Source organism: Mesorhizobium sp. M0174 (assembly GCF_040322275.1).
Lineage (GTDB): Bacteria > Pseudomonadota > Alphaproteobacteria > Rhizobiales > Rhizobiaceae > Mesorhizobium.
The window spans coordinates 474,743-488,590 of record NZ_JAMYTB010000001.1 but is presented as its reverse complement, the minus strand read 5'-3'; the positions used below and the strand labels follow the sequence as shown (position 1 = coordinate 488,590).

The 13,848-nt window shown below is 62.1% G+C and carries 20 protein-coding genes and 1 pseudogene; 14 read left to right on the top strand and 7 right to left on the bottom strand.

The window, feature by feature from the left end; translation table 11 throughout:
- The first annotated feature begins 50 nt into the window (after positions 1-50).
- The 4 genes from NKJ13_RS02400 (at position 51) to NKJ13_RS02385 (ending at position 2,845) form a co-directional block, all read left to right on the top strand.
- Positions 51-1,580: an ABC-F family ATP-binding cassette domain-containing protein gene (locus NKJ13_RS02400; RefSeq protein ID WP_352737737.1), complete on the top strand. Its 1,530-nt coding sequence runs from the start codon at positions 51-53 to the stop codon at positions 1,578-1,580.
- A gap of 103 nt (positions 1,581-1,683) precedes the next feature.
- Positions 1,684-1,857, top strand: a complete 174-nt coding sequence (locus tag NKJ13_RS02395) for a hypothetical protein (RefSeq protein WP_023719167.1) — start codon at positions 1,684-1,686, stop codon at positions 1,855-1,857.
- A 127-nt stretch (positions 1,858-1,984) separates the two neighbouring features.
- Positions 1,985-2,413, top strand: coding sequence for a VOC family protein (locus tag NKJ13_RS02390; RefSeq protein WP_254819275.1), 429 nt, complete (start codon positions 1,985-1,987; stop codon positions 2,411-2,413).
- A 78-nt stretch (positions 2,414-2,491) separates the two neighbouring features.
- Positions 2,492-2,845 (top strand): DUF1428 domain-containing protein, encoded by a 354-nt coding sequence (locus NKJ13_RS02385; RefSeq protein ID WP_352508113.1) that lies wholly within the window; start codon positions 2,492-2,494, stop codon positions 2,843-2,845.
- On the opposite strand, the gene NKJ13_RS02380 is transcribed toward NKJ13_RS02385, so the two are convergent.
- The 3 genes from NKJ13_RS02380 to NKJ13_RS02370 form a co-directional block, all read right to left on the bottom strand.
- Positions 2,832-4,487, bottom strand: a complete 1,656-nt coding sequence (locus NKJ13_RS02380; RefSeq protein ID WP_352777022.1) for a tetratricopeptide repeat-containing sulfotransferase family protein — start codon at positions 4,485-4,487, stop codon at positions 2,832-2,834. The genes NKJ13_RS02385 and NKJ13_RS02380 overlap by 14 nt on opposite strands.
- Before the next feature lie 183 nt (positions 4,488-4,670).
- Positions 4,671-4,937 carry a DUF1488 family protein gene (locus tag NKJ13_RS02375; protein WP_254819211.1) on the bottom strand — a complete coding sequence of 89 codons (267 nt, stop codon included), beginning with the start codon at positions 4,935-4,937 and terminating at the stop codon, positions 4,671-4,673.
- A gap of 10 nt (positions 4,938-4,947) precedes the next feature.
- A complete protein-coding gene (locus NKJ13_RS02370; RefSeq protein WP_352737736.1) occupies positions 4,948-5,130 on the bottom strand; it encodes a hypothetical protein in 183 nt (60 codons plus the stop codon).
- A gap of 336 nt (positions 5,131-5,466) precedes the next feature.
- Between NKJ13_RS02370 and NKJ13_RS02365 the strand changes: the two genes are divergently transcribed.
- From NKJ13_RS02365 to NKJ13_RS02350, 4 genes are read left to right on the top strand one after another with little or no spacing between them, the layout of a single operon-like run.
- Positions 5,467-5,733, top strand: a complete 267-nt coding sequence (locus NKJ13_RS02365; protein WP_352687861.1) for a hypothetical protein — start codon at positions 5,467-5,469, stop codon at positions 5,731-5,733.
- On the top strand, positions 5,730-5,975 hold the full coding sequence (locus NKJ13_RS02360) for a hypothetical protein (protein ID WP_352687863.1): 246 nt from the start codon (positions 5,730-5,732) through the stop codon (positions 5,973-5,975). The genes NKJ13_RS02365 and NKJ13_RS02360 overlap by 4 nt, the downstream gene beginning before the upstream one ends.
- Before the next feature lie 45 nt (positions 5,976-6,020).
- Positions 6,021-6,158, top strand: coding sequence for a hypothetical protein (locus NKJ13_RS02355; protein ID WP_254819207.1), 138 nt, complete (start codon positions 6,021-6,023; stop codon positions 6,156-6,158).
- Between the two features lie 32 nt (positions 6,159-6,190).
- Entirely contained in the window at positions 6,191-6,415 is a 225-nt protein-coding gene (locus tag NKJ13_RS02350; protein ID WP_254819206.1) for a hypothetical protein, read from the top strand.
- 10 nt (positions 6,416-6,425) lie between these two features.
- On the opposite strand, the gene NKJ13_RS02345 is transcribed toward NKJ13_RS02350, so the two are convergent.
- On the bottom strand, positions 6,426-6,821 hold the full coding sequence (locus NKJ13_RS02345; RefSeq protein WP_352737735.1) for a Kazal-type serine protease inhibitor family protein: 396 nt from the start codon (positions 6,819-6,821) through the stop codon (positions 6,426-6,428).
- Positions 6,822-7,319: 498 nt separating this feature from the next.
- On the opposite strand from NKJ13_RS02345, the gene NKJ13_RS02340 reads away from it, so the two are divergent.
- The 3 genes from NKJ13_RS02340 to NKJ13_RS02330 all read left to right on the top strand — a co-directional run bounded on the left by NKJ13_RS02340 (position 7,320) and on the right by NKJ13_RS02330 (position 8,572).
- Positions 7,320-7,532: a cold-shock protein gene (locus NKJ13_RS02340; RefSeq protein ID WP_006202520.1), complete on the top strand. Its 213-nt coding sequence runs from the start codon at positions 7,320-7,322 to the stop codon at positions 7,530-7,532.
- A gap of 224 nt (positions 7,533-7,756) precedes the next feature.
- On the top strand, positions 7,757-7,969 hold the full coding sequence (locus NKJ13_RS02335; RefSeq protein ID WP_006202521.1) for a cold-shock protein: 213 nt from the start codon (positions 7,757-7,759) through the stop codon (positions 7,967-7,969).
- 192 nt (positions 7,970-8,161) lie between these two features.
- On the top strand, positions 8,162-8,572 hold the full coding sequence (locus NKJ13_RS02330) for a BA14K family protein (RefSeq protein ID WP_254819204.1): 411 nt from the start codon (positions 8,162-8,164) through the stop codon (positions 8,570-8,572).
- Positions 8,573-8,642: 70 nt separating this feature from the next.
- Here the strand turns inward: NKJ13_RS02330 and NKJ13_RS02325 are convergent, their stop codons facing one another.
- From NKJ13_RS02325 to NKJ13_RS02315, 3 genes and pseudogenes are all read right to left on the bottom strand, one after another.
- A complete protein-coding gene (locus NKJ13_RS02325; protein WP_352713127.1) occupies positions 8,643-9,284 on the bottom strand; it encodes an MBL fold metallo-hydrolase in 642 nt (213 codons plus the stop codon).
- Between the two features lie 194 nt (positions 9,285-9,478).
- Positions 9,479-9,789, bottom strand: a pseudogene (locus tag NKJ13_RS02320) (hypothetical protein).
- A gap of 145 nt (positions 9,790-9,934) precedes the next feature.
- Entirely contained in the window at positions 9,935-10,828 is an 894-nt protein-coding gene (locus NKJ13_RS02315; RefSeq protein ID WP_352508120.1) for a branched-chain amino acid aminotransferase, read from the bottom strand.
- Between the two features lie 244 nt (positions 10,829-11,072).
- Between NKJ13_RS02315 and NKJ13_RS02310 the strand changes: the two genes are divergently transcribed.
- The 3 genes from NKJ13_RS02310 to NKJ13_RS02300 are packed head-to-tail and all read left to right on the top strand — an operon-like array spanning position 11,073 to position 13,772.
- A complete protein-coding gene (locus NKJ13_RS02310; protein ID WP_023719182.1) occupies positions 11,073-11,600 on the top strand; it encodes a MarR family winged helix-turn-helix transcriptional regulator in 528 nt (175 codons plus the stop codon).
- Positions 11,587-12,306: a response regulator gene (locus NKJ13_RS02305; protein ID WP_023678415.1), complete on the top strand. Its 720-nt coding sequence runs from the start codon at positions 11,587-11,589 to the stop codon at positions 12,304-12,306. The genes NKJ13_RS02310 and NKJ13_RS02305 overlap by 14 nt, the downstream gene beginning before the upstream one ends.
- A 50-nt stretch (positions 12,307-12,356) precedes the next feature.
- Positions 12,357-13,772, top strand: a complete 1,416-nt coding sequence (locus NKJ13_RS02300) for an ATP-binding protein (RefSeq protein WP_352508121.1) — start codon at positions 12,357-12,359, stop codon at positions 13,770-13,772.
- The last annotated feature ends 76 nt before the right edge of the window (positions 13,773-13,848 follow it).

The window sequence follows — 13,848 nt, the reverse complement described above, 5'->3', positions numbered from 1 at the left end:
GTCAAAGTGCATCAACCGGAGCTCACTCCGGACAGACCAGAGAAATCGACATGGCCCTGATCAGCCTCAAGTCCCTCGGCGTCACTATGAGTGCGCCGCTCTTCTCCAATCTCGACCTCACCATCGGCACCGGCGATCGGCTCGGCATCGTCGCCGCCAATGGTCGCGGCAAATCCACTTTGTTGAAGTGCCTGACCGGCGACATGGAGCCGACATCAGGCGACATCACCCGCACGCGCGGCCTGCGCGTCGGCTATGTCGAGCAAATCATCCCCGCAGCGCTGGCCGGGCGCAGCTTTCATGAAGTGGTGGCCGACGTCTTGCCGGCCGAGCAGGCCGAAAGCGAACAATGGCGCATCGATGTGGTTCTCGACTCGCTCGACGTGCCGCAGCCAATGCGCGTGCGGCCGATGCGGGCCTTGAGCGGCGGCTGGCAGCGATTGGCACTGATCGCCCGCGTCTGGGTCACCGATCCCGACGTCCTGCTGCTCGACGAGCCGACCAACCATCTCGATCTCGGCAAGATCAGCCAACTCGAAACCTGGTTGAACGCGCTGCCGCGCGAGGTGCCGATTGTGATCGCCAGCCATGACAGGGCGTTCCTCGACGCGACGACCAACCGCACGCTGTTTCTACGCCCCGAACAATCGCCGGTGTTTTCGCTGCCCTATTCGCGGGCGAGGCTTACGCTGGACGAGGTCGACGCCTCGACCGAGCGCAAATTCCAGCGCGACATGAAAGTGGCGCAGCAGCTGCGCCGGCAGGCGGCCAAGCTCAACAATATCGGCATCAATTCCGGCAGCGACCTTTTGACGGTCAAGACCAAGCAGCTCAACCAGCGGGCAGAGCGACTGGAAGAAGCGGCAGCGCCGGCACACCGCGAAAGATCGGCGGGCGCGATCAAGCTCGCCAATCGCGGCAGCCATGCCAAGGTGCTGATCACGCTCGACGACTTGGTGGTCGGAACACCTGACGGCACGGTTCTGTTCAGCACCGGCAAGCGCCATATCTGCCAAGGCGACCGCATCGTCCTGCTCGGCCGTAACGGTGTCGGCAAATCACGGCTGATCGGCCTGATCCGGAACGCCATCGTCGAGCCGGAAACGGTGGCGCAAAGCGTGAAGGTGACGCCGTCGACCGTGCTCGGCTATAGCGACCAGGCATTGTCGGGCATCAGCGGCGATGACACGCCGCTGGCGATGCTCTCGCGCAGATTCGATGTCGGCGAGCAGCGCGCCCGCTCGTTGCTGGCGGGCGTCGGCGTCAGCATCGACATGCAGGAGCGCCGGATCGGCGTGCTGTCGGGCGGACAGATGGCGCGGCTGATGATGCTGGCGCTCAGGCTCGCCAATCCCAATTTCTATTTGCTCGACGAGCCGACCAATCATCTCGATATCGATGGCCAGGAAGCGCTGGAAGCGGAATTGCTGGAACGTCAGGCGAGCTGCCTGCTTGCCTCGCACGACCGCTCCTTCATCCGCGCGGTTGGCAACCGCTTCTGGCTGATCGAGAAACGGCGGCTGACCGAGATCGATAGCCCGGAAGCTTTCTTCCAGGAGGTAGCCGAAGCGGGCGGTTGAAAAATTGCGGAAAAAAATCCGGCGCTCTGTCGGATGATGATCGCATGCCACGTCCTTGGGACGCCGACACGGTGATGCCGGCGCCAATCGAGGAGAAAGCATCATGTCTATTCTGTCATCCATAGGTCACGCCGTGACGCGTTACTCGGCGGCTCGCGCCCGTTATCGCAGCGAACGCGCCATCCTTTCATTGCCGATCGAGTTGCGCAAAGATATCGGCTGGCCGGAAATCGTCGTCGACGCGCAAAACAGCCCGCGGATTCGCATCGAAGGTTGAAAGGTGGCAGTTGGCCGTCGCGGCAGGCGCCATTTCGAATCCAAAAACCATCGGCCGTGTAGGATCTTCGCCGTTCCGTTCGTCCTGTGGTTCGCAAAGGCCAACCAGACGCAAAGAGGAGCATGACATGAATGATCAGCCGCAGACCCAGTCCGCCGCCAAAGTGCTTGGCGGATTGACGCCCTACCTTCAGCTGGACGGCGCTTTCAAAGCCGCAGAATTTTACCAAAAGGCCTTCGGTGCCGAGCAGGTCTTTGCCTATCCGCCGGATGAACAGGGCCGCACCATGCATATCCATCTGCACATCAACGGTTCGACCCTGATGCTTTCCGACTTCTATCCTGAGCATGGAATGGCCGCTGTGAAGCCGCAGGGCTACACCATGCAGCTCCATCTCGGCAGCGACGACATCGACGCCTGGTGGAAGCGGGCCATCGAGGCGGGTTGCGAGGAAGTCGTGCCGTTGCAGGTGATGTTCTGGGGCGACCGCTGGGGCAATATGCGTGATCCGTTCGGCGTCGAATGGGCAATGAACGCACCGGTGAAAGCAGCTTAACATCCAACACAGGCTGTGTCTGAAATCACCTCTCCCCGCTCTAAAGGGAGAGGAAAACGATCACATGGAGGAAGTCAGATGTCCTATGTCGACGGTTTCGTACTGGCCGTGCCCAAGGCAAATCTCGATGCCTACAAGAAAATGGCGCAGACGGCCGGCGCCGTCTGGAAGGAGCATGGCGCGTTGGCCTATGTCGAATGCATTGGCGACGACGTACCCCATGGCGAGCTCACCTCGTTCCCGCGCGCCGTGCAGGCCAAGGAAGACGAGGTCGTCGTCTTCTCCTGGGTCGTCTATGAATCCAGGCAGCATCGTGATGCGGTGATGGCCAAGGTGATGGCCGATCCGCGCCTCAAGCCGGACTGGGAGACCATGCCGTTCGACGGAAAGCGCATGATCTTTGGCGGTTTTCAGCCCTTCATCGAGCTGTAGGCGCCCCTCGATCAAGTTTATTGAGCAGCGGCTTCAGCCGGTCGCCATAGCGCTTCCACAGATCGACCGAGCCCTGATACATCGGCTGGCGCACTTGCGCGGCCGACGCCGTGCGCACCGGCCGGTCGGTCTGGTGAAACGACAGCACGGCGTCGTCCCACGGGAGGCCGAGATGGGCGATCAGCGCCCGCGACTGGCCTTCCTGGTCGGCGACGAAATCCTCGTAGCGAACGTCGTGCACGACATCAGGCAGCACGGCGTGCCAGTGCGCCATGATATCGGTGTAGAGGTTGTGGAAATCGGCGAGCTCGTCGAGATCGTAGCCGTAGCGGTGGCTGTCGCCGCGGAAATGCACTTTGTAGATCGACAGGCAGGTCGCCGCCGCATCGCGCGCGCAATGGATGATCTTGGCCTTCGGCAGCATCATATGGATAAAGCCGACCAAGAGGAAATTGCCGGGTATCTTGTCGGTGACGTGCCGAAAACCTGGATAGCGGGCGTGCAGCATATCGAGATAGGCCTGGCCGGCCTCGGCATAGGCCTTGTCGGACATGTCGGCGATGCCCCAGGGAAAGCCGCCCTTCATGCTGAGCGGAAACTGCTTACCGACCGCCGTCTTCAATATGCTGAGCTCGCCGGCGCCATAGACCTGCGGATGGCTGGCGATGATCTGCTCGACCAGCGTGGTGCCGGATCGCGGCATGCCGACAACGAAGATCGGCGTGTCGTCGGCGATCCCGCCCGGCCTGTGTTTTTCAAAAAAGGTCTTGTCGAATACGGCCTTCATCGCCTCGAACTCGCCGCGCGTCTTGCCGGCATCGTAGTCGATGCCCTGGCGGCGGATCGCGTTGCCTTCGGCGAAATAGTCGAAAGCGCGGCCATAATCCCTGAGGTCGTCGTTGGCCTTGCCGAGGCCGAAGGAAAGCTGCATGCGCGCCAGGCTGCCTTGCGGCGCCTTGGCGTGCTCCGCCTCCATGCGGGCAAGCTCGGCGTCGCGCTCCTTCTGGCGCTTGACCTGCGTGAGCATCAGCCAGGCCCTGGCCATGCCGGGGTCCACGGCCAGCGCCTGCCTGAAAAGATCCGCAGCCTCGTCGAGATTGCCCTTTTCCATCAGCCCGACGCCCAGGCCGTGCAAAAGATCGGCATCCTTCGGCCGGATCGTCAGCGCCTCGCGAAAAACAGCCAGTGCCTCATCCAGCCGGCCCGCTTCCTGCAGCGTTTCGGCAAGCCCGACGCGGGCGCGGACATGGAACGGGTTGCGGCCGATCGTGCCGCGATAAATATCTTCGGCGCCTTCGAATTGGCCGAGCTGCTTCAGCGACGAGCCGAGATTGTCGCGCGCCGCCAACTGGTCCGGCCGAATCGCCACCACCTTGCGGAAGAGATCGGCCGCGGCCGCTACCCGGCCGAGGTCGCGCAGCACGGTGCCGAGATTGTTGAGGAAATCCGGATTGTTCGGCTGCAGACGCACCGATTGTTCGATCAGCGCCAGCCCCTCGGCGCTGCGCCCGGTCTGGTGCAGCAGAAGCCCGAGGAAATGCGCAGCAGCCGGGTGGTTGGCCTTTTGCGCCAGCACCTGACGGTAAAGCGCCTCGGCTTCCTGCCGGCGCCCCGCCTGGTGCAGCTGCAGCGCCCGCTGCACGTACTGGTCAAGCCCCAGCGGCGGCTGTCCGCCTGAGCCGTAACGTGCGCCTGCCGGTTGTCTCGGATCTCTGTTGATGGGAAACCTGCCGTGTTGTCCGCCTGCCGCGATCTAGGCCATCGCTGCGGCACGTGCAAGAGCAGACGGCGGTCGCTACGAAGCAAACCTCCGAACCCGGGGAACTTACCGAAAGTCGGCCGGCGTCAGCACATACATGTTCTTGCGGCCGTGCGAGTAGGCTTCGCGCGCAATATCGTGGATCGACGAACGCTTGGCGTCGAAGGCACTGAGGAATTCGGCTTCGGCTCCGCTTGCAGCCGGGTTTACCGTCGAAAGTGCCGTAACCTCGATAAAGAACGGGACTTCGAACATGCCGTCATGCCCGACGAAACGAACGCGCTTGGCCGCAGCGTCGTAGGAGCGGCTGGGATTGGGAAAATTGAGTGTCATGGCTTGCGCGTCAAATAAGGCGGTTGCTTTCGGCAAGCTGGCGCGCCCGCCGCACCGTGCCGTCGGTGTCGGCAATCCTTCGCCTTGCCGCCTCGTCGCTTCTTATCGTGAGGCGCGGCGACATGACCTTTGTCGGCTTGACGACAGGATCGACTGCAACTGTCGGGACATCCGGTGTTCTTGCGGAACTCATGACTCTATTCCCTTCATACCTAAATAAACACAAATGCCGGAGGAACTCTTCCGGAACTTCTTCAAACATTTTTTGAGGTTCTGGGCACCGTATCATCGTTTCGCAAATAACCATAGAAAAGTAATTTTACGTTGGTAGCGGCAAAAAGCCGGAATCTTCTTGAATAAGCCGCATTTTCAGAATATTGGTATGGAACCGTTTTTGGGCCGTGCTTGGTCCCCTCGCGGCGTCAGGGGTTCTCGGCCCGTCAAAACTCATACAAATCGCCGATACCCGGTACCGCAATGCAGGCCCCGTTTTCAGGGCCAGGCCGGAAAGAAACTTCAAGGCACAGGAATGTCTGCCCGCACCACTCATTCCATCGCGCATTTCGCGGCACCTTTCGTGCTTGGCGGGCTAGATGGCGTACAGCCGGCCGGCGAGTATGACATCGACCACGACGAGGAACTGATCGACGGCATGTCGTGGCTTGCCTGGCGCCGCGTCGCCACTTTCATCCACCTGCCGTCAAGGACGGTGAAAAGCCCGACCAGCCAGCTTGTCGCCGTCGACCACGCCGAACTCGAAGCAGCGCTTCGGCACGATCAGGAGAATGTTACATGATCCGCTTCCAGCAGAGTGCGCGGCGCACGGATACGCCGTCGCATATCTTCACCGTCGGCCAGACCGTCCGCATGAAGAGCCGCATCGGCCTTGTCCAAAAGACCGCGGAGCTGTTCCAGATCAAGAGCCGGCTGCCGGTCAAGGACGGCTCTCCGCAATACCGCATCCGCAGCGAGCAGGAGACCCACGAGCGGGTCACCACGGAAGACAATCTCGAACCGGTCGACAACCCGGCCGGCTGAGCGATAGCACTCTCGACATTACCACCCACGCACGAGGGATCAGAAATGGCCAAGGGTCAACAGCGAAGCAACCGCGAGACACGCAAGCCCAAGAAGGACAAGGTGGCTGCAAAGCCGGCCTCGCCGTTCGGCTCGGCGGTCAAGCAGGCGGAGACCGGTACGAAACCCAAGTCCAAAGGCTAGGGTCGATCGCAGACAATCTGCTGGAGGCGTGCTTGAACTTCGTCATCGAGTTCTACCGCTCGCGCGACGCCGACGAAGCGACACTCGACCGGGTGTCGTTGGAGGCGCCGAACCTGCGCGCCGCCCTGCAAGGCGCCGCCACGCTGCTTCACACGCTGATGATGCCGCAGATCCCCGATCGCCTGCGCATCTCCAACGAGGACGGCGCCGAGCTCTACGTCGGCCCCGCCGATGGTGCCTATCCGGACGAACAGTGAGGCCGGTGCGCTAGCACGGCCCATCATCGACGACCCTATAATCAGCCGCGCGGGCCTCGCATTCATTGGGGAACGTGCGCAGTTCGCCATGGCGACGGGCACAGACCGGGCGGTATTCGCGGGTACAGAATGTCTGCTCCCCGCCGCCACCACCGCGACGGCACTCGCCTTCACGGATGATGCGGTATCCGGCGCGTTCGGCAAGGCAGGCGTTGGCGAAGGTCTGGCGGTCGCCGCCGCGCCTGGCGCAGACCGGGTCATATTGCCTGGTGCAGAATTGCGGTCCCGGCCATGGCGGGCGCGGCCCCGGCCCCTCATCGACCACGACGGTGCAGGCCGCGAGAATTGCCGACAGGAACAGGATGGAAAAACCCTGCCGCGAGAAGATTGCCGCAAGAAACCGCATGAATGTTCCCTCCCTCGAAGCTCGTGCCTGCACAAATGGTGCCTGCGTCCGGCCGATCCTCGTCATCCCGCCGCCAAATGCAACCCCTGTTTGCAACGGGCGGCATGGCGAACCAAGGCGATATGCCGGCGCAAAGGCAAAACAGCACCGGCCCCGCTTGCTGGACCATGCCTGGGCTGCGTCTGGCCGATGACCGCGCGGAGAACCGGGACTATCGCTGCGATGCGTCGGGATGCGCCTGTTGGGCCGCCCGCGGCTCTATCTTGCAAGCATCACGTTTCCGTGCGATAAATTTTGTGTTCGGGCATTTGCGACCCGGAGAGCGGAACGTTTTGGACGACCTTTCCCCGATACTGTGAATCTCTGACAGCCCCGTTTTCGGCGGGGGGTTTTACCATGCGCCAGTGCATGACTGCCGAAGCAACCACCGGGACTTGCCCACGGCGCCAGGCGGCGGGCGGAACCACCAAGACTGACACGGGTGAAGGAGTTTCCCCAATGGCCCAGACCGGCACCGTTAAATTCTTCAACGCTACCAAAGGCTTCGGCTTTATCACGCCCGATGGCGGCGCCAAGGATGTGTTCGTCCACATCTCGGCGATCGAGGCTTCCGGGCTGCGCACGCTCGTCGACGGTCAGAAGGTCACCTTCGATGTCGAGCCCGACCGTATGGGCAAGGGTCCGAAAGCGGTCAATCTCCGCGCCGCCTGAACGGCGGCGTGCCGCGCGTCCTTTCGGGTGTGAGGATGCTGCAAGGCTTGGTGTGACGTGAATTTTATAAAGGCGCGGCGGTTTTCGTCGCGCCTTTTGTGTTCTGGGATGCTTGCCGGCACCCGCAAAACTTTCTCTTGCCGATGGCACTAAAATAAAGGACAAATTTCCGTCCGGGCATTTGCCGGCCCGAGACTGGACTTGTGGGATCAAAGGAGCTTCCCATGCCGCAGACCGGCACCGTCAAATTCTTCAATCACGCCAAGGGCTTCGGCTTCATCACGCCGGACGACGGGGCAAAGGATGTCTTCGTCCATATTTCGGCCGTGCAGGCGTCGGGTCTTCCCGGTCTTGAGGATGGGCAGAAAGTGACATTCGACACCGAGCCGGACAAGCGCGGCAAGGGTCCGAAAGCCGTCAACCTGTCGATCGGCTGAACCGGCCCTGAACAGAATGGACGTGGGCCGGTCTGGCCTGCGGTGTTTGCCGCACGCTTGAATCGTCCGGTTGGATGAACCCGCCTGGCCAAATTTCGTTCAGCCCCCGTTCAGCCACGGTCCCATATTAATCTTCGTTAAAGCCGGACCGCATCCCCGAAAACGACCCGGGCCGGCACGAAGGAGACCGACATGAACCGAATTTTCAAGACTGCCATCCTGTCCGCCGCGGTCGTTGCGACCACGCTTGCGACCTTGCCCGCGGCCAGTGCCGATGAATGGCGCCATCACCGCCGGCACCACGGCAACGGCGACGCCGTTGCGGCAGGCGTGCTCGGCCTTGCGGCCGGTGCCCTGATCGGCGGTGCGCTCGCCAGCCCGCAGCCCCGCTATTACGACCCGGCCTATGATGATGAATACTACCGGCCTGCCCCGGTGCGCCGTTATTACGTGCAGCCGCGAGTGGCCTATGCCGAAAGCTATGCGGAGCCCTGGACCCGCGGCTGGTACGAATACTGCTCGGACCGCTACCGGAGCTTCAACGCGCGTACCGGCACGTTCACAGGCTATGACGGCGAACAGCATTTCTGCACCGCCAATTAACGGAGGCAGTTTCCTGCCGGAAAAAAAGCGCGGTCGCACAGGCCGCGCTTTTTTGTTTCCGGCAAGCGGTTCAGATCAGGAACGGATTGCTCCGCCGCTCCTCACCAAAACGGCCGCCGGGACCGTGGCCGCAGATGAAGCCGATGTCGTCGCCCAACGGCAAAAGCTTCTCCTTGATCGAGGCGATCAGCGCGGCGTGGTCGCCGCCCGGCAGGTCGGTGCGGCCGACCGAACCGCGGAACAGCACGTCGCCGACATGCGCGAACTTCGCCGCCCGGTTATAGTAGACGACGTGGCCGGGTGCGTGGCCCGGACAATGGAGCACCTCGAACACGTGTGAGCCGAACGAAACGGTCTCGCCTTCGGCAAGGAACCGGTCGGGGACACAGTTGCGCACGGGATCGGTGATGCCGTAGCGCTTCGCCTGGTTCTCGAGATTGGCGAGCAGCGGCCGGTCGGCGGCATGCGGGCCGATGATCTCGATACCGAGCGCCTCCTTCAGCTCCATGGCCCCGCCGGCATGGTCGATATGGCCATGCGTGATCCAGATCGCGCCGGCTGTGATCGCATTGTCCTCGAGCGCCGCCAGCACCTTGTCGATGTCGCCGCCCGGATCGACGACAACGCCTTGCCTGTCGTCCATGTCGAAGAGAATGGTGCAGTTCTGCTGGAACGGCGTGACCGGCACGATGCCGGCGTTGAGCTGACCCATATTCGTCCTTTCACGCTGTCGGAGCGCTGCGCGCCCCCTCGAACGCGTCAGGAAAGCCCTAACCTTACCCTGATGTAGAGACACACGCGAACGGCGTCCACCGCTCCACAAAAAAACGGCAAACGGAAAAACGCAAAACGGAAAACGAAATGGGCGGCCGAAGCCGCCCATTTAAAACCCTGAAACGTCAAAGCTTATTTCTTCATCGCGTTCATGACCGCACCGATGATGCCGGTCAGGATGGCGCCGCCGCCGGCACCGCCAACGATATTCGAAATGTTCAACGCGCTGCCTGCCCCTGCCGCCGTGGCCGCGGCTGTCGGATCGACCGCGCCACCCAGCAGACTGTTGAGGATGGCCGCACCGCCGACGCCGCCAACAGCGCCGCCCAGGATTTTGGTAAGCTGCCCCATCGCCGCCGTCTTGATAGCCGCGCCAACCGCCTGACCACCGATGATACCCGTAATCACTGAATAATGATCGGAAGAAGCGTGTTCATATCCATATTTCCAGTCCCTCCATAGCTGCCAGCCTCCCGGGCCGACCCCATCATGAGACGCCGAATTGTGTGAAAGTCAAATGCAGAAGCGCTTAAATAAAAAGGGCGGCCCGAAAACCGCCCTTACTAGTTAAAAAAGCTGTGACTTTCGTTATTCTGCAGCGATTGCGTGCTTGGGCTGAACGGCAGCAGAATAGTCATTCATCAGCGTCTTGGCGATTTCGCCGACCTCGAATCGGTATGGACCGATCTCCGAAACCGGCGTCACCTCGGCTGCCGTCCCGGTGAGGAAGCACTGCTGGAAGCCTTCAAGCTCTTCCGGCATGATGGCGCGCTCGATCACCTCCACACCGCGGTCCTTGGCAAGGCCGATGACCGTGCGGCGGGTGATGCCGTCGAGGAAGCAATCGGGCTTGGGCGTATGGATCTTGCCGTCCTTGACGAAGAAGATGTTGGCGCCTGTCGCTTCCGCCACCTGGCCCCGCCAGTCGAGCATCATAGCGTCGGCATAGCCCTTGGCCTCGGCGGCATGCTTGGACATGGTGCAGATCATATAGAGGCCGGCCGCCTTCGATTTCGACGGTGCGGTGCGCGGGTCGGGGCGGCGCCATTCGGCCATGTCGAGGCGGATGCCCTTGAGCTTCTGCGCCGGGTCGAAATAGCTCGGCCACTGCCAGATGGCGATGGCGCAGTTGATCCGACTGTTCTGTGCGGAAACGCCCATCTGTTCGCTGCCGCGCCACGCGATCGGCCGGACATAGGCGTCCTGGAAACCTTGCTTCTTCAACAGCGTACGGCAGGCGTCGTCGATCTCGGCGACCGAGTAGGGTATCTTGAAGCCAAGCAGGCGCGCCGATTCATGCAGGCGTTCGGTGTGGTCGGTCAGCTTGAAAATTTCGCCCCCATAAGCGCGCTCGCCCTCAAATACCGCGCTGGCGTAGTGCAGCCCGTGGGTCAAGACGTGGATCTTGGCGTCGGCCCATTTGACGAATTGGCCGTTCATCCAGATAAAGCCGTCCAGTTGGTCGAAGGGAACGGATGCCATGGTAACCTCCCGCGGGCGGCAGCCCGCACAGTGTCGTTGCGTGTTTCGCCTCGGCCGCTGCGGGCGGCCATTGTCTCAAAGCGTAGGCGGATATTTAAGGTCTGGCAAACTCCGGAAGTTCCGGAAAAAACGGCTTCGCTTGCCTTTTCGTTCGCAATCCGCCGAAAAGCTTGCCAAAAATTACCATCGCGCGGAAAATACGTCAATAGTGCTGACATAATTTCCTGCTTCACACGGAGAAAAGATGACGAGCCACGCAGCCGCAGAGCCGATCAGGACGGCGATCACCGACGAGGACGGCATCGATTTCGCCATCATCGAGTTGTTCTTCTTCGCCTATCGCGACTTTACCTCCGATCCGGACCAGATCCTGGCCGATTACGGTTTTGGCCGCGCCCATCATCGGGTGTTGCATTTCGTCAATCGCCGGCCCGGCCTGACGGTCGCCGAGCTCCTCGACGTGCTCAAGATCACCAAGCAGAGCCTGGCGCGCGTGCTCAAGCAACTGATTGACACCGACCATATCGTGCAATTGCAGGGCCCCCGCGACCGCCGCCAGCGCGAGCTTTATCCGACGGCCAAGGGCCGTGCGCTGGCGCTGGCGCTGGCGCGGCCACAGTCGCGCCGCATCCATGCTGCATTGGAAGATTCCGGAGCCACCGAACGCGCCGTTATCGAACGGTTCCTTGAAGCGATGGTCAATCCGGAACTAAGGGCGCAGATCGACATTGTGCCCGCAAAGATGTCAGGGAAAAGCCATGGAGACCATTGAGAGGGTTGATCATCCGACAGCACCGGAAGACGACGCGCCGCATCTGCTGGTGGTCGACGACGACACCCGTATCCGCAATCTTCTGAAACAGTATCTGACCGAAAACGGCTTTCGCGTCACCGTCGCCGGAAATTCCGGCGAGGCGCGCCGAAAGCTCGCCGGCCTCGACTTCGATCTGATCGTGCTCGATGTCATGATGCCGGGTGAAAGCGGCGTCGATCTCACCAAGGCGCTGCGGGCGGAGAAAAACGTACCGATCCTGATGCTCACCGCACTGTCCGAAACCGACAGCCGGATCACCGGGCTCGAGGCCGGCGCCGACGACTATCTGCCTAAACCGTTCGACCCGCGTGAGCTGATCCTGCGTATCAACAATATCCTGCGCCGCGGCGGCCCCGCGACGACGCCCAAGGTCGAACAGCTGGTCTTCGGTCCCTATACGTTCCAGATCGCCAGGCGTGAGCTGAAGCGCGGCGGAGAGGCGCTCAAGCTGACCGACCGCGAGCAGGAAATCCTGGCGATCTTCGCTGCCCGTGCCGGCGAGACGATACCGCGGCATGAGCTTGTCGGCGACGAATCCGAGGTCGGCGAGCGCACGATCGACGTCCAGATCAACCGGCTGCGCCGCAAGATCGAACGCGATCCGTCCAATCCGGTCTGGCTGCAGACCGTGCGCGGTATTGGGTATCGGCTCAGCGTGGAATAGAATGCCGCCGACAGCGGCCCTTTGCCGGGTCCCGGTGAGCGAAAAGACGAATGGCGACCACGCAACTCGAACGGCCGGGAGATGGCGGCTTCGGCGCCCGCGCGACGCGGGCGCTGAAGGCCGTGCCGCGCGCCTGGAACCGTTTCTGGCGCCTGGTGTCGCTTTACATGCCGAAGCGGCTCTATGCCCGCTCGCTGATCATCGTCATAGCGCCAATGATCATGCTGCAGTCGGTCGTCGCCTTTGTCTTCATGGAGCGCCATTGGCAGACCGTGACGCAACGCCTGTCACAGGCCACGGTGCGCGACATCGCCGCCATCATCGACCTGATAGAGACCTATCCGCATGACGCCGACTACGCGAACGTCATCCGCATCGCCCAGGATCGCATGCAGCTGAAGGTCGACCTCCTCCCCCCCGACCCGCTGCCGCCACCCGGGCCAAAGCCGTTCTTCTCGATCCTCGACGAGATCCTTTCGTCCGAGATCACCCGCCAGATCAACCGTCCGTTCTGGATCGATACGGTCGGCAATTCCAATATCGTCGAGGTCCGCGTCCAGCTTGAGAACAAGGTGCTGCGGGTCTTCGTGCGCCGCAGCCAGGCCTATGCGTCGAACACCCATATTTTCCTGATCTGGATGGTCGGCACCTCGCTGGTGCTGCTGATGATCGCCATTCCCTTCCTGCGCAACCAGATCCGGCCGATTCTGACGCTGGCCGAGGCGGCCGAGAGCTTTGGCAAAGGCCGGCCGATGCCGCGCGATTTTCGCCCGCGCGGCGCCGAGGAAGTCCGCCGCGCCGGCTTTGCCTTCATCCAGATGCGCGAACGCATCGAACGCCAGCTCGAGCAGCGCACCGCCATGCTGAGCGGCGTCAGCCACGATCTGAGGACCATCCTCACCCGCTTCAAGCTGCAATTGGCACTGGCCGGGACCAAGGCGGCCGACACCCAGGCACTCGACCAGGACATCGACGACATGCAGTCGATGCTGGAAGGTTACCTTGCCTTTGCACGCGGCGAAGCATCGGAAGATGCCGGCCGGTTCGACCTCGAAGCCTTCTTCGACAAGCTTCGCGAGGAAGCCGCGCTCCGCAAGCGCAAGCTGTCGACCGTACTTACCGGCGATCCGCACGTCCACGTGCGCCCCAATGCCTTTGCCCGGCTGCTCTCCAATGTCGTCGGCAATGCATTCCGCTATGCCAAGACGGTGGAGATCAACGCCAATCATGGACGCGGTTCGCTGCTCGTCACCATCGACGACGACGGTCCGGGCATTCCGCCCGAAAAGCGGGAGGATGTATTCAAGCCGTTCGTGCGGCTCGACGAGGCCCGCAACCTCGACGCCAGCGGCACCGGCCTTGGCCTCTCCATCGCACGCGACATTGCCCGCAGTCATGGCGGCGACATCGTCCTCGAACGCAGCCCGCTCGGCGGCTTGCGGGCGGTGATCAAGGTTCCGGCTTGACGGCAGCAAGACCCGGCCTTCATTCGCCCGTCATGAAACCATGGTGAAGAGCGCCAATGAAGCGCGCGATCCTGAT

Excerpts from the sequence above, each read along its gene's own strand:
- NKJ13_RS02355 (WP_254819207.1), top strand. The coding sequence starts at position 6,021 with ATGGCCAAGGGTCAACAGCGAAGCAACCGCGAGACACGCAAGCCCAAG.
- NKJ13_RS02330 (WP_254819204.1), top strand. The coding sequence starts at position 8,162 with ATGAACCGAATTTTCAAGACTGCCATCCTGTCCGCCGCGGTCGTTGCG.
- NKJ13_RS02325 (WP_352713127.1), bottom strand. The coding sequence starts at position 9,284 with ATGGGTCAGCTCAACGCCGGCATCGTGCCGGTCACGCCGTTCCAGCAG.
- NKJ13_RS02345 (WP_352737735.1), bottom strand. The coding sequence starts at position 6,821 with ATGCGGTTTCTTGCGGCAATCTTCTCGCGGCAGGGTTTTTCCATCCTG.
- NKJ13_RS02315 (WP_352508120.1), bottom strand. The coding sequence starts at position 10,828 with ATGGCATCCGTTCCCTTCGACCAACTGGACGGCTTTATCTGGATGAAC.
- NKJ13_RS02305 (WP_023678415.1), top strand. The coding sequence starts at position 11,587 with ATGGAGACCATTGAGAGGGTTGATCATCCGACAGCACCGGAAGACGAC.
- NKJ13_RS02300 (WP_352508121.1), top strand. The coding sequence starts at position 12,357 with ATGGCGACCACGCAACTCGAACGGCCGGGAGATGGCGGCTTCGGCGCC.
- NKJ13_RS02365 (WP_352687861.1), top strand. The coding sequence starts at position 5,467 with ATGTCTGCCCGCACCACTCATTCCATCGCGCATTTCGCGGCACCTTTC.
- NKJ13_RS02340 (WP_006202520.1), top strand. The coding sequence starts at position 7,320 with ATGGCCCAGACCGGCACCGTTAAATTCTTCAACGCTACCAAAGGCTTC.
- NKJ13_RS02385 (WP_352508113.1), top strand. The coding sequence starts at position 2,492 with ATGTCCTATGTCGACGGTTTCGTACTGGCCGTGCCCAAGGCAAATCTC.
- NKJ13_RS02370 (WP_352737736.1), bottom strand. The coding sequence starts at position 5,130 with ATGAGTTCCGCAAGAACACCGGATGTCCCGACAGTTGCAGTCGATCCT.
- NKJ13_RS02360 (WP_352687863.1), top strand. The coding sequence starts at position 5,730 with ATGATCCGCTTCCAGCAGAGTGCGCGGCGCACGGATACGCCGTCGCAT.
- NKJ13_RS02310 (WP_023719182.1), top strand. The coding sequence starts at position 11,073 with ATGACGAGCCACGCAGCCGCAGAGCCGATCAGGACGGCGATCACCGAC.
- NKJ13_RS02335 (WP_006202521.1), top strand. The coding sequence starts at position 7,757 with ATGCCGCAGACCGGCACCGTCAAATTCTTCAATCACGCCAAGGGCTTC.
- NKJ13_RS02400 (WP_352737737.1), top strand. The coding sequence starts at position 51 with ATGGCCCTGATCAGCCTCAAGTCCCTCGGCGTCACTATGAGTGCGCCG.
- NKJ13_RS02390 (WP_254819275.1), top strand. The coding sequence starts at position 1,985 with ATGAATGATCAGCCGCAGACCCAGTCCGCCGCCAAAGTGCTTGGCGGA.
- NKJ13_RS02395 (WP_023719167.1), top strand. The coding sequence starts at position 1,684 with ATGTCTATTCTGTCATCCATAGGTCACGCCGTGACGCGTTACTCGGCG.
- NKJ13_RS02375 (WP_254819211.1), bottom strand. The coding sequence starts at position 4,937 with ATGACACTCAATTTTCCCAATCCCAGCCGCTCCTACGACGCTGCGGCC.